Raw genomic sequence first — 14,740 nt, 5'->3', positions numbered from 1 at the left:
GACAGAAAATACGAAAACTACTGGAGTGCAACCGAGACGTATGAAGCCTTAAGAGTATATATCGATATGAATTATGACGGCTTGAAAGATGATGTGATCAAATTGCTGGCTGGGGAGAATGTCGTTGTACAGACGACATCATTTCAAAATGACATGACAACATTTGAGGCAAAAGATGATGTTTTAACACTGCTGATTCATCTAGGTTATCTAGGATACAATAGTTCTGATCAGACATGTTATATACCCAATAAGGAAGTTATCGATTCATTTGTTAATTCGATAAGAAGTTCTAACTGGAATGAAACAACGAAAGCGTTATTAAACAGCAGAGCCTTATTAGAAGCGACATGGAATAGAGAAGAAGAGTTAGTAGCCAAGTATATCGAAGAAGCGCATTTGGATACAGCGATACTAACATATAATAATGAAAATGCGTTATCCTATACAATTTCAATCGCGTATATATATGCAAGAAATCATTATACGATAATAAGAGAGATGCCAGGTGGCAAAGGATATGCAGATATGGTGTTTATTCCTAAAGATGATAAACCAGCGATGATAGTAGAGTTAAAATGGGATCAGGAAGTAGAAACAGCTATTAATCAAATCAAAGAGAAGAAATATTATTATGGATTAGAGAAATATTTAGATGATCTTATATTAGTAGGAATCAGTTATGATAAGGAAACAAAAAAACATAAATGTCGAATAGAAGAAATCAAAAAGATTCATAAATGAGTGAATCTTTTTTGTTTTGAGATAATAAAGGGCTATTATTAAAAGAGCTATTGTAGAATAAATAATAAGAAACTATATTATATAAGTGATTTTATAGTTGTTATAATGACTGCGATGAATGTTTATATTTTTAATATTCAAAGAAAAAAATATAAAAAATTAACAAAAAACAGTAAAAGAAAAATTCTAATAATCAGCGGTTAAAACTGCAAGACATCTGTGCTTTTTGATGATTATTCTATAAGTGCATCTTCTTAAAATTATGAACCTAAATTATTTGAATAGTCTTTTTTATTGAAAATATAAATTTATGATATTTGTCACTTAAAAAAATATTTATATTTAAGTATAATATTATTAGGTTATTTTATAAAATTATGGTTAAAAGGGGGAAAATGATGAACATAAGTATGCGAAGTAATCAAAAGAATGTTAGAAGAATGATTGTATTTCTTTGCGTGAGTATTGTATTAATGATCATATGGTATTATTGTTATCCAAACTTTAAAACAAATATGAATCAATATCGTTTTGGAGCTACTTATATGACGATGAATAATCCTTTTTTTGCGGTGATAAATAATGAAATAAAAAAAGAAGTTGAAGCAAGAGGGGATATATTGATTACATTAGATCCAATTCTTGATGTTGATAAGCAAAATGAACAAATTTTGGATTTAATTGATCAACAGGTTGATGTAATATTTGTTAATCCAATTGATGCTAATAAAATAACAGCAGGTTTGAAAGCTTGTAAAGAAGCCAATATACCAGTAATTGTAGTTGATGCTCCGGTTTACGATGAAACATTAGTCGACTGTTCAATTGCATCTGATAATTATGAAGCAGGTGTTTTATGTGCTAAAGATATGATGTCGAAAAGAGAAAGTGCGAATATTATTTTGTTGGAACATATTAGTGCTAAATCAGCAGTTGAAAGGATTCATGGCTTTTTAGATACGATAGAGGGAAATTCTAATTATCAAATAATTAATCGTGGTGACTGTAATGGGCAAATTGAACTAGCGATGCCGTTGATGCAGTCAATGTTAAAACAAACGCCTGATGTTGATGTAGTAATGGCATTAAATGATCGTAGTGCTTTAGGTGCTTTAGCAGCTATTGAATCTGCAAATAAAAGTGATGTTTTGGTTTATGGGGTCGATGGATCACCAGATGTTAAAGAATTGATCAATAATGGGTTGATTCAGGCTACCGCAGGGCAATCACCAATCAAAATGGGACAATTAGCATATCAAAAGGCAATGGAATTATTATCAGGTAATGAAATTGAAAAAGAAATTGTAGTACCAGTTGAATTAATTAATAGTGATAATATTTTTAATTATGATCTAGTGGGGTGGCAGTAATGATATATAATGAATATCGTTCCGTATCTTCAATCAAAAATATGATGATCGTTATTAATTTTATTGTTATTTTATTTGATGCAAGTATCATTTTATTTTCAACTAAATATGTGTGTAATAATTTAACAGCACGTAGTTTTTTAGATACTTTAGCATATTTACCAAATAATCCATTAAAAGTTTTTATGTATTCAATGATCGGTTATTCGATTTTAATTATTCTTATGCAAATTAGAAAATCAGAAAAATTTAAACTTAAACAAAGTTTGTGTAATGCTTTAGAGTTATTTTTATGTTTTTTTATCATTTTTAATTTATATATGGGTTATAATGGAGTAAGTTTATTAGTTTTTGCAGATATCATTTTTAATACTAAAAATGGTCGTAATACAACCATCATTCTTGGACTAATTTTAGTAATATTTTTATTATCGAATTATGATATTATTTCAAATGTTATTCCTATGGCTTCGCTTGACAGTTATATTAGGGTATATGATGCTACAACTAAAACAGTATTATTAGCGACTAAAAATATTTTAGAATCAACAAATTTAATTTTATTTATTATGTTTTTAATTGTCTATATTGCAAATCAGGTTAAAGAAAACGAAAATATTGCTAAAGAATTATCGATGATCAATGAAGTGAATAAACAATTAAAAAATTACGCTGCAGTTACAGAAAAGATTGGTGAAAATAATGAAAGAAAACGTTTAGCTCGAGAAATCCATGATACTTTAGGCCATGCTTTAACGGGAATTGCTGCTGGAGTAGATGCTTGTATTGCTATGATCGATATTGATCCAGCGCTTACTAAACAGCAGTTAATAGTTGTTGCCAAGGTTGTTAGAGAGGGAATCGGTGATGTACGACGTTCTTTGAATAAGCTTCGTCCAGGGGCTTTAGAAGAGCATACTTTAAAAGAAGCGATTCAAAAAATGATTCAAGAATTTAGTGATGTTTCTGATGTTAAGATTGATTTTGATTATCAATTAGAGAAGATTGATTTTGAAAATACCAAAGAAGATATTATTTTTAGAATTGTTCAAGAAAGTATTACTAATGCTCTAAGACACGGTCATGCTGATATTATTGAAATCAAAATTTATCAGGAAGATTTTAATTTAATAATTTATATTAAAGATAATGGTTTGGGTTGCAAAGAAGTAAAAAAAGGTTATGGTTTAAAACAGATGCAAGAAAGAGTTGCTATTTTAAATGGTACTTTGAAGTATGATGGAAAAGATGGATTTATTGTTGAAGTGGTTATTCCAATGAAAGAAGGGGAAAATTATGATTAAGGTTCTAATTGCTGATGATCAAGAATTAATTAGAGAATCATTAAAAATTGTTTTAAATACGCATGATGATATCCAGGTTATTGATACGACTGGAGATGGTTTTGCAGTTTTAGATAGTATTAAAAGAAATATGCCAGATGTTATATTGATGGATATTAGAATGCCGCAAATGGATGGTGTATATTGCACTAAAACTATTAAGGAATTGTATCCTGATATTAAAATTATTATTTTAACGACCTTTGATGATGATGAATTTGTTTTTAGTGCTTTAAAATTTGGTGCTAGTGGTTATCTTTTAAAAGGAGTATCGATGGAGGGCTTGTATCAAGCTATTAAAACAGTTATATCTGGTGGGGCAATGATCAATCCTGATATTGCAACAAAAGTATTTAGATTATTTTCAAAAATGGCAAATACTAATTATGCAATTAGTGTTAATGATAATAATGTTAATAATTTAAGTAATGCGGAATGGAAAGTTATTCAGCAAGTAGGATTTGGCTTATCAAATAAAGAAATAGCCCAGAAATTGTATTTATCTGAAGGAACAGTTAGGAACTATTTAAGCTCAATTTTATCAAAATTAGAATTACGAGATCGGACACAGCTTGCTATTTGGGCTGTTCAAACAGGACAGACAACAAGGGATTTAGATCATGATTAAGGCAAATAGAATAAAAATAGTTATTTTAGTTATTTTGATAGTTGGTGGCTTTATATATTATAATAATCAAAAAAAAGTTTTGACTATTGGAATTTTTGCGGGAAGTAATTGGGACGTTCCTACATTTGATTATTATAAGATGATTGATGAAACAATTGCTCGTTTTGAAAAAGAGCATCCTAATGTAGAAGTAAAATATCAAAGTGGTATTTTGAAAGAAGATTATTCATTATGGTTATCACAGCAGTTATTAACCGGAAATGAACCGGATCTATATATGATTTTAAACGAGGATTTTAATTCTTTAGCTTCTTTAGGAGCTTTGAAAAATCTTGATCAAATAATTAAAAGTGATGATGATTTTGACGTTGATAAATTTTATCAAAATACTCTTGAAATAGGTAAGTATCAAGGCAATCAATATGCATTACCATACGAAGTTAATCCAACTTTAATGTTTGTAAATAAAACATTATTAGAAAAAGAAGGAGTCAGTTTACCTGAGAATGATTGGACACTAGATGATTTTTATAATATTTGTAAACAAATAACCAAAGATACTGATAATGATGGTATAATCGATCAGTATGGGTATTATAATTATACTTGGTTAGATGCAATTTATGCTGGGGGAATAAATATATTTAATGAAAGTGGAACTTCATGTGATTTAAATAATTCTAAAGTCAAAGAAGCTGTTCAATTTATTGAAAAAATAAATTTGCTTAATCAAGGGTTCAATGTTACTTCAAATGATTTTGATCAAGGAAAAGTAGCTTTTGCGCCGATGCAATTTTCTCAATATCGTACTTATAAACCATATCCATACCGTGTTAGCAAATTTTCAACTTTTGAATGGGATGTAATTGAAATGCCTCAGCAGACAGATGCTTATTTAACACAATTATCATCGCTGATGATTGGCCTTTCAACTAGATCAAGTAATGGTGATTTAGCATGGCAGTTATTAAAAGAATTTACATATAATGAAACGTCACAGCAAGATATTTATAAATATAGTCAAGGGGTCTCACCTTTAAAATCTGTAACTGAATCTGAAGATATATTAAAATTATTAGAAGAAGATACGATGGGTGATAGTAATATCGACATGAGTGTATTGAATAAAGTAATGGAATATCCTACGATCAATACAGGATTTAAAAAATATGAAGGTGTAATGAGAATAGTTGATAATCAGATTACAAAGACATTACAAAATAATGCTGATCTTGATACTGCTTTGATTGCATTACAAAGAGAAATAAATAATTATTTAAACGAATAGCGCTGCTGTTCGTTTTTATTATGGAATCTTTCAAACACAAATATGACATTTGTCATATTTTAAGTGACAAATGTCCATTAAAAGTAGTGACAATACTCAGATGTATTTAATGAAGTAAATTGGTAAGATATATGTGTCAAAAGAAAGGGAGGTCAAAAATGAAATACGTAGTATTAGTTAGTCACGGAAACTTTGCTAAAGGATTATTAGATTCTTTGGAAATGTTAGCAGGGAAACGTGAAGAGGTCATTGCAGTTGGATTAGAAAATGGAATTACAGCTGATCAATTTGCAATTGATTTTGCTGAAGCGATTAAAGTAATTCCTAGTGATGCTGAAATTATTTTATTAGCTGACTTAATTGGTGGATCACCGTTAACGACTGCGATGAGTGTTTTATCTTCATTAAATCAAATGGATAAGACACTAGTATTAGGAGGTATGAACTTACCATTGGCATTAACTACTGTATTGATGAAAGATACGCTAGATGATGATTTACTTGTTGCCTCAGTAACTAGTGAAGCTACTGGTGCAATCAAACAATTTGTTTTAGAAACAAAAGATGAAGATGATGATATTTAGGAGGAAAGAAAATGGCAGTTACTTTTGTAAGAATTGATGATCGTATGATTCATGGTCAGACTTGTACTAGATGGGCGCTTGAATATCCATGTGATGGAATTGTGGCAGTTGATGATAATGCTGCTAATAATCCAGTTTTAAAAGCTGCTTATAAAGCTGCAAGTGGAAAAAAGACATTTATTTGGACAATGGCAGATTGGAAAAAGAAATGTCAAAAAGTATTAGATAGTAAAGATAATTATTTCTTAATTACTAAGAATCCATTAACAATGGAACAAATTTTAGTTGAACAAGGTTTTGTTCCTAGTGATGTTAAAACGGTAATCGTAGGGCCTTGTAATGATCGTGAAGGAGCTACTAAATTAGGAAATAATCAATCAATTACGCAAGAAGAAGCTGATGCATTAGAAAAAATCATGCAAAAAGGTTATTCTGTAGAATTTGCTTTAGTAAAAGAAGAAGCAATTGGAAATTGGACTAAATTTAGGGGACAATTCGGTTATAAATAAAAGAAAAGGGGATTAATATTATGGAAATAAGTTGGTTACAAGCAGCGATTTTAGGAATCTTTGCATGTTTATCAAGTATGCCTGGTCTTGGAGGTACATCACTTGGTAACTATACATTAGGTAGACCTTTAGTTGCTGGGTTAGTATGTGGAATTGTTTTAGGAGATGTTACAACTGGGGTGATTGTTGGTACAGCGATGCAAGTTCTTTATATCGCTTTAGTAACACCTGGAGGAACAGTATCTGCAGATGTTCGGGCAGTAAGTTATATTGGTATTCCTTTAACGATGGTGTTTTTAAAAGAAGGTGGGATCGATCCTGCTAGTTCAGATGGTTTAGCAGCTGCTCAAGCTTTAGGAGCATTAGTTGGTACAGTTGGTACAGTATTATTCTATGGTACAGCTACAATGAACTTATTATGGCAACATATTGGCTGGAAAGCTGTAGAAAAAGGCGAATTTAAAAAATTATATTTAGTAGATATGGTTTTACCTTGGATATCTCATATCGTTTGTTCATTCTTACCAGCATTAGTTATGTGTAAATTAGGGCAACCTATGGTTGAAGCAATTCAAACATATTTACCAATGGATGGTATTGCGATGAAAACATTATTTACAGTTGGATCTTTACTTCCAGCAGTTGGGGTTGCAATTTTATTAAAACAAGTAGCTAATTCATTAGTTGATTTCGTTTATTTCTTCTTTGGATTTGCTTTATCAGCGGCTTTAGGTTTAAATTTAGTTGTAGCTACTGTAATAGGTGGAGTATTTGCTATAATTAATTACAAAATTAAGATGACTAGTATTGAAGCCAAAGCAGCTGTGGCAGCTGGTGGTTTTGATGACGATGACGAGGAGGATATTTAAGATGAAGAAAATATCTAAGAAAACATTAAATAAATCATTTAGAAACTGGTATTATGGAAATTTAACTTGTTTCTCACAAGAACACATGCAAACATTTGGTTATTTAGTATCAATGTTACCAATCGTTGAAGAATTATATGATACTAAAGAAGAACAAAAAGAAGCAATGAAAACATATACTGCTTTCTTTAATACCGAACCACAAGTAGGGGCATTGATCGTTGGTATTACTGCTGGTTTAGAAGAATCAAAAGCTAATGGTGAACCAATCGATAGTGAAACAATCAATGGTTTAAGAGCTGGTTTAATGGGACCAGTAGCTGGAATTGGTGATTCATTAGTAGTTGGTACTTTAATTCCCATCTTACTTGGAATTGGGATGGGATTAGCTACAGGTGGTAATCCAATTGGTCCTATCTTCTATATAATTGTTTGGAATTTGTTGATTACATTTGGAATGAAGTTCCTTTATAATAAAGGATATGAAATGGGTGGTAAAGCTGTTGAATTCTTAGTTGGGGAACAAGCTAATGCTATTCGTGATTCAATCGTATTGTTAGGTACAGTAGTAATTGGTGCTGTAGCTGGAGCATGGGTCAATATCTCTACTTCATTTACAATGACTGCTAGTGGAGCCGATAAACCATTCTTAGTTTTAAATGATTCATTAAATTCAGTATATCCAAATTTCTTATCTGGGGCATTTGTAATTTTATGCTGGTGGTTAATGACTAAGAAAAAATTAGCACCTACTACAGTAATGCTAATTTTAGTTGTAATTGCATTTGTAGGGGTATTAGTTGGATTCTTTGATCCACAACTTTCATATTAAAATTCAGGAGGACTATTATGAATCAAAAATTAAAAGAAGCATATGTTGAAGAAGTAAAATATCAAACCAAACAAATTAATCGTTTAAAAATATGGTTAAGAAACTTAATAATTATCTCCTCCCTTATAATAATTATCATTTTCTTTGCTAAAAATAATTCAATCATTACAATAATTTCATATTTTGCTTTAGTGGTAACAATAATAGCTTTATTAACTACTGGTTTAGCGATTCGTAATGGTTCAATGAATGTAAAAAATATCTTGAATAAAATAGAAAATTCATAAGAAAGTATAACAAGTCTATAAGTAGAGATTGAGTGATACTCAATCTCTTTTTTTACATTAAAATATAATATAATAATATTACAAATGTCATATAAATTAATTACATTTGACAATTAATTATTTACAATAAAATAATTATAATATTCATATAAATTACAGAAAGGGGATAGAGATGAAAGCTAAAAAGATTTTAAGCTCATTGTTAATTTTATCAATGCTATTCACTAATTTAACAATTGTTAATGCTGCTGGTGGCGATGATGAAAAAATAAGTGTTCCTGAAGGAACATTTGTCAGCAATGGTAGTGATGAAAAGAATTTTATTACTAACTTAGATGGCATTGAAGAAAATAGCAATTGGCAAAAAAGTGATATTGGAATCACAGGAATTTCCGATGGGGATTCATTTTTATTGAGTGAATCTGAGGGAGACAATTTCGTTTATGAAACTGATGTTAAGTTTAATGAACGAAAAGGAGCGGCTTCTTTAGTATTTAGAGCAAGTGATGATCTAGAAACTAAAAATATGTATGTAGCTAATGTAAATGGTGAAACAGGTGAAGCCAGATTATTTAAATTTGAAAAAAATGATGTTGTAGATTTAGGTAAATCTAGTTATATTTCGTTAACTGAAAATAACGAATATCATTTAAAAGTTACTGTTATTGATAAACATATGGTTTATTATATCAACGGTGAGTTAGTTATGAACACTGCTGATTATACGATGAATACTAGTAGCAGTGATTCTCATTATGGTCAAAATGATGTAATTAGTGCTGGTTTATTTGGTTTACTTACTTGGAATGGTAATGTAACTTATCAAAATGTTGAATATACTCCTATTACTGCTGACAATTCACCACAATTGACAGGTTTAACGATTGAAAGCAATGATGGTAAAGTTGATAAACAGATTCAATTTGCAAGTGGTCAATATGTTTATATTACTTATGTTACTAATGCAACAACATCAGTAAAATTATTACCTGAAATTGGTAATGACAGCATAATTACTGCTAGCGATGAAGATGGTAATCTTGTTGATATCAACAATTTACCAGTAACAAAAGATTTACAAACATATACTTTAACAGTAAGAAATGGTGATGCTAAAGTACTTTATCGGGTTCGTGTACATCGCCAACAACCAGATGAAGTATATTACAACGAGGATTATCGTGGTCAATACCACTATTCAGTAAAAGATGGATGGGCTAACGATCCAAACGGAATGGTATATTTTAATGGTGAATATCATTTATTCTATCAATACTATGATAGTGATAAATGGGGACCAATGCACTGGGCTCATGCAACTAGTACAGATTTAATTACCTGGGAAGAACATCCAATTGAGTTCTATCCAGATGAATATGGAACAATGTATTCAGGATGTGCAGTAATTGCAGATCATGAAACAGCACCTGAAGTTTTTGCTGAAGGTGAAGAAGGAATCTTCTTCTTTATCACAGCTAACGGTACAAATGGTGCCGATGGACAAAGAATTATTGGTGCCTATAGTAAAGATGGAAAGACATTCCAAAAATATGATGAAGGAAAAGTATTATTAGACTGGAAAGATGATCCACTATATAATACGGCCTTTAGAGATCCAAAAGTATTTAGATATGAAGGTAAATGGTTCATGGTCGTAGCAGGGGGACCATTAAGAATCTATTCATCAGATGATTTAATCAACTGGGAAACTGAATCAACATATCCAGAATTAAATACAGAATGTCCAGATCTATATCCAATAGAAGTAACAAACGAAAATGGAGAAAAGACTGGAGAAGTAAAATGGGTATTAGACCGTGGAGGTCGTAAATATAAGATCGGTGATTTTAAACAAGTAAATGGTAAATGGACATATATTCCAGAAGAACAATATGCAAGTACAAATGCAAATGGTATGGGTAATGAGGATAATGATGGTATCATGAATTTTGGAATGGATTCATATGCAGCTATGACTTATTATCAAGGTGATTTTGGAACAGCTGATAAATTTATAGGGCATGATATCATTGCAATCAACTGGATGAATACATGGGATAGTAGTTTCTGTAATACAATTCCTGATGTTAATGGTAATACTGTGTTCAATGGAACATTTAATTTACAGTTAAAATTAGGTGTAACAAAAGATAGTGAAGGTAACTATTACTTAACTCAAACACCAATTAAGGAATATAACGATTTACGTGATACAGAAAATGCAGTAGTATTAGAAAATGCAACAATCAATGAAAATAATGAATTATTAAGTGATTTTAGTGGTGACAGTTATGAAATCGTTGCTAATTTAAGACCTGATGCTAACAGCACAGAAGTAGGATTTAAAGTAAGAACAGGTGATAATCAGGAAACTGTTATCAAATATGATATTGCAAATAATTTATTAACAATGGATCGAACTAAATCAGGAATTTTGATTCTAAATGATGAAAGAATCAATATAAACAGTCAAGCAGTGACTAGAAATGCTGATGGTTCAATCGATTTACATATTTATGTAGACCGCAGCAGTGTAGAAGTATTTACAAAAGATTATACTGTAGCTGGAGCAATGCAGATCTTCGCTAGTCCAGTAAGTCAGGGATTAAGTGTATACAGTAAAGGTGGCAACACAACTGGAACTATTACAGTATACCCATTGAAATCAATCTGGACAGATAAGATCACACCAACATCACCAATAGCAGTAGGACTTGATAAAACAAGTTTTAACGGTTATGTAGGAGATGAATTCACATTAAATGGTTGGGTATCACCAAGTGAAGTATCACAAGATATCGTGTACAGTGTTGATAACGATAGTGTTGTTTCATTAGTACAAGATGGAAACAAAGCTACGATAACAGCATTAAGCAGTGGAACAGCAATTGTAACTGCTGCATCAGCAACAGATCCAAGCGTTAAAAAAGAATGTGTGGTTCAAGTTCGTGAAAACAATTTCAAAACAAATTTAAGTGATTTTACAGCAGTATCAGGAAACTGGTATATTGATGGGGAATCATATTATGGAAGTCATAGTGATAATGCATTCTTATTTGCAAACAAATTGGATACAGATGAATTTAAATATGAAATCGATGCAACATATGAAACAGGTATTTTAAATTTCATTTTCCAATCACAAACAACAAATGTTTGGGATGGATGTTATGCATTACAATTAAATGGAAATACAGTAAGATTATTTGATTTCAAAAATGATTATACATTTACAAGTACAAACACATTAGTAAGACCAGGAGATAACCAATATCACATTGAAATCAATGTCAAAGGAAATAACATAGTAGCAACAGTTAATGGTGTAGAATATATCAATCACACTGTTACAGAGGCAGATCGTCAATATAGCGAAGGATATGTAGGATTAGGATTATATAATGCTGCAGCTAGCTATCAAAACTTCTATGTTGTTACTGATGAATTAAAAGTATCAGTATTTAATGGTGAAAGTGAAAAAGAAGAATATGCTTATTATAAAAATGAGACAGTTGCTACAGTTAGTGCTGAACAAATAGCTGGAAAGAAATTTTCACATTGGGCTAATGAAAATGGTGAAATCATTTCATATAAAGATACTTATTCATTTGTTGTTTTTAACAATACTACTCTAAAAGCTGTTTATGTTGGAGAAAACGAAGCTGTAGAAGAAGAGCCATCTATTGTTATGGATCCAGACTGCAAAATAACTGTAGTAAATGGTAAATATCGTTTAAGCTTTAATGGAAAATTATTCTTACCAGAAGATTACAAATTAGTAGAATTTGGGATGTTATTTACGCCAGTAGCAGAACCAAATAAAGATGGATTTGTTATTGATGGTAGTGTAAAGCCAATGCAAAAAATATCAGTTGAAAATAAAAATAGTGCAGGACAATATGTAATTAATGTCAATAATGTTAAAGCTGGAGTCGCTCGAAGCGGTAGAATGTATATGATATACAAAGATGCTGAGGATAAAGAATATACAATATACAGTGAGGAAATTTCTATGACGGGAATTTTACCTGCAATTAATTAATTAATGAAAGGAGCTGTTTAAATGAAAGAAACTTATGAAACACCTTTAGTTGAAATAGTAAAATTTGAAAATGATGATATCATTACTACTAGTGGTTTAGATGGATATGGAAATGAAGTTGAAGATCCTGGTTGGGATTAGATTGATTTTATGATAAAAGAATGAGAAGCAATTCTCGTTCTTTTTGTTTGGGAAAATATTGCTTTATTATTTGACAGGATATTTATTATTATAAGTAACATAGTTGCAATGGAGGGGTGGTATGTTATTAATAAATAAGACGTTGATAAAAATGTCCAAGGGAATTAGAGGGTGGATCGTTGTAATAACGGGTTTAAAGATATTGACATTAGTGGGCACAGTTATGTTTGCTAAAACATTGGCATCTTTTTTAGGTGGTTTGTATAATTTGGTCTTGACAAAAGATGATTTAATTGTTGCAATCATTAGTGCTTTAATTGCTTCTGTTTTGATTTTGGTGACTGATCAATTGACAGACGAAGCTCAATATCATTTAGAGACTGAAACAAGAAATATTTAATAAGATATTAGAGGTTAGATATTGGTAAAATTGAACAGATTGATACTAGTAATACAATTAGTGTAATTGGTGATGGAGAGGAATTGTTATTATACAAAATATTTGTCTAGTCTTTTACGTTGCATTTTTGCGTCAGTTTGTTTTTCGATTAAAAGATATTTCATTATTAGTTATTTTTTTATTATCTTTTAACATTTAAAGATAAAATGTGGGTAAGAGTTTACATTGCCTTTTATTATTGATGGATTATGATTGAATCATTAGTTTAGAAAATAAGCAAATTAATGAATTAGAAGGAAAAGCATAAGGCTTTTCCTTTTAATTATGGTAGAATAAGAATGAGGTGAAATTAATGAAAGAAAGTATGAAGTTTTTGACAAATCATTATCAATTAAGAGAATTTGTTTTAACTAGAATGTTACAAATCATTGAACAAACTAAAACAGCGCAAAAGGGTGGAGTAGTTTTTTTTGGTGATTCGATTACACAATTTTGTGATTTAGATAAATTTTATTTTGAAATAGATAATAAGTATAATTGTGGAATTGCGGGAATAACTTCAAAAATATTATTAAATTTTATTGACGAAAGTGTAATTAAATATCGTCCCAGTAAAGTAGTTATTATGATTGGAACAAATGATTTAGGTAATACTGTAATGGAAAGTCCTAGAGATATTGCTTTAAATGTAAAAGAAATGATTGAAATCATTCATTATAATTGTCTTGATGCTAAAATATATCTTGTTTCAGCACTTCCTTGTTTAGAAAAATATCATGGATATAGAGCAGAAAAACAAGGGATGCGAAGTAATGATATTTTAAAAATGATTTTTAAAGAATATAAAAACGTTATTCCTTATGAATATGTTACTTTCATCAATGCTTATGGCTCAATTTGTAATAAAAAAGGAGAACCAATCGAAGAATACTATGTTGATGGTTTACATATCAATGAAAAGGGTTATGAAAAGTATACGGAGTTTATTAAGAAAAGTTTATTGAAATAGAAAAATGACTTAATAATATATAAATGATATAATAGGTTTAGAATTAAGATGTATTTTATATGCGAAAAAGTTAGTTTCACATTAGTACCATTTAAGTGCAATTTTCGCACATTTTAATGAAATGAGGTGAGAAAATGGGGATGTATTTAAATCCAGGAAATTATGGTTTTAAAGAAGCAGTCAACAGTGAGATTTATGTAGACAAATCATTACTGATAGAATATACCAACAGGATAATCAATACGAATATGAAAAACATCTGTGTATCGAGACCAAGAAGATTTGGAAAGAGTACTGATGCTAGGATGATAGCAGCATATTATGATCAAAGCTGTGATTCATCGAAACTGTTCAAAGAGCTGAAGATAGCCAAGAGTGAGGGATATCAAAAGCATTTGAATAAATACAATGTAATCTTATTAAATATGCAGGATTTTTTGAGTCTTACTAAGAGTATAGAAGATTTGATTGTATTTATGAATAATGAAATCATTGCAGAATTACAGATTGAATATGAAAAGTATGCCAAAGGAAATATTTTAAGCATTATTTTAGGAAAAATTTTTGCATATACAAAAGAAAGCTTTATTTTTATCATTGATGAATGGGACTGTATCTTTAGAGAGTATCAGGGCGATAAAAAAGCTCAGGAGAAATATCTGGATTTTTTAAGAAATCTGTTGAAAGATAAACC

At 30.2% G+C, this 14,740-nt stretch carries 14 protein-coding genes; all 14 read left to right on the top strand.

The genetic code is table 11. The features are described 5' to 3' along the window. Positions 1–744: PD-(D/E)XK nuclease domain-containing protein (locus BR82_RS0112265; protein WP_027090431.1), on the top strand; the 744-nt coding region annotated here is incomplete at its 5' end. 398 nt (positions 745–1,142) lie between these two features. Continuing rightward, entirely contained in the window at positions 1,143–2,114 is a 972-nt protein-coding gene (locus BR82_RS0112260; RefSeq protein ID WP_240474560.1) for a sugar ABC transporter substrate-binding protein, read from the top strand. After that, positions 2,114–3,418: a sensor histidine kinase gene (locus BR82_RS0112255; protein ID WP_027090429.1), complete on the top strand. Its 1,305-nt coding sequence runs from the start codon at positions 2,114–2,116 to the stop codon at positions 3,416–3,418. The genes BR82_RS0112260 and BR82_RS0112255 overlap by 1 nt, the downstream gene beginning before the upstream one ends. After that, positions 3,411–4,085 carry a response regulator transcription factor gene (locus BR82_RS0112250; protein WP_027090428.1) on the top strand — a complete coding sequence of 225 codons (675 nt, stop codon included), beginning with the start codon at positions 3,411–3,413 and terminating at the stop codon, positions 4,083–4,085. Before BR82_RS0112255 ends, BR82_RS0112250 begins: the two co-directional genes overlap by 8 nt. Then, complete coding sequence (locus tag BR82_RS0112245; RefSeq protein WP_027090427.1) at positions 4,078–5,373, top strand: ABC transporter substrate-binding protein; 1,296 nt, start codon at positions 4,078–4,080, stop codon at positions 5,371–5,373. Before BR82_RS0112250 ends, BR82_RS0112245 begins: the two co-directional genes overlap by 8 nt. A gap of 158 nt (positions 5,374–5,531) precedes the next feature. Next, complete coding sequence (locus BR82_RS0112240) at positions 5,532–5,957, top strand: PTS sugar transporter subunit IIA (protein WP_027090426.1); 426 nt, start codon at positions 5,532–5,534, stop codon at positions 5,955–5,957. An 11-nt stretch (positions 5,958–5,968) separates the two neighbouring features. Continuing rightward, the gene (locus BR82_RS0112235) at positions 5,969–6,466 is read left to right on the top strand and encodes a PTS sugar transporter subunit IIB (protein ID WP_027090425.1); all 498 of its coding nucleotides are present in this window, start codon (positions 5,969–5,971) and stop codon (positions 6,464–6,466) included. 20 nt (positions 6,467–6,486) lie between these two features. After that, positions 6,487–7,335: a PTS mannose/fructose/sorbose/N-acetylgalactosamine transporter subunit IIC gene (locus BR82_RS0112230; RefSeq protein WP_027090424.1), complete on the top strand. Its 849-nt coding sequence runs from the start codon at positions 6,487–6,489 to the stop codon at positions 7,333–7,335. Between the two features lies 1 nt (position 7,336). Continuing rightward, positions 7,337–8,167 (top strand): PTS system mannose/fructose/sorbose family transporter subunit IID, encoded by an 831-nt coding sequence (locus tag BR82_RS0112225; RefSeq protein WP_205618767.1) that lies wholly within the window; start codon positions 7,337–7,339, stop codon positions 8,165–8,167. A gap of 17 nt (positions 8,168–8,184) precedes the next feature. Continuing rightward, on the top strand, positions 8,185–8,454 hold the full coding sequence (locus BR82_RS0112220) for a hypothetical protein (protein ID WP_027090422.1): 270 nt from the start codon (positions 8,185–8,187) through the stop codon (positions 8,452–8,454). 172 nt (positions 8,455–8,626) lie between these two features. After that, positions 8,627–12,496, top strand: coding sequence for a glycoside hydrolase family 32 protein (locus tag BR82_RS15835; protein WP_051592829.1), 3,870 nt, complete (start codon positions 8,627–8,629; stop codon positions 12,494–12,496). A 262-nt stretch (positions 12,497–12,758) separates the two neighbouring features. Further along, positions 12,759–13,037 carry a hypothetical protein gene (locus BR82_RS0112205; RefSeq protein WP_027090421.1) on the top strand — a complete coding sequence of 93 codons (279 nt, stop codon included), beginning with the start codon at positions 12,759–12,761 and terminating at the stop codon, positions 13,035–13,037. A gap of 352 nt (positions 13,038–13,389) precedes the next feature. Further along, the gene (locus BR82_RS0112200; RefSeq protein WP_027090420.1) at positions 13,390–14,046 is read left to right on the top strand and encodes a GDSL-type esterase/lipase family protein; all 657 of its coding nucleotides are present in this window, start codon (positions 13,390–13,392) and stop codon (positions 14,044–14,046) included. Positions 14,047–14,180: 134 nt separating this feature from the next. Beyond that, on the top strand, positions 14,181–14,740 hold a 560-nt coding region (locus tag BR82_RS0112195), incomplete at its 3' end, for an AAA family ATPase (RefSeq protein ID WP_027090419.1).

The organism is Thomasclavelia saccharogumia DSM 17460 (assembly GCF_000686665.1).
Taxonomy (GTDB): Bacteria; Bacillota_I; Bacilli_A; order Erysipelotrichales; family Coprobacillaceae; genus Thomasclavelia; species Thomasclavelia saccharogumia.
This window is presented reverse-complemented; position numbering and strand designations above follow the sequence as displayed.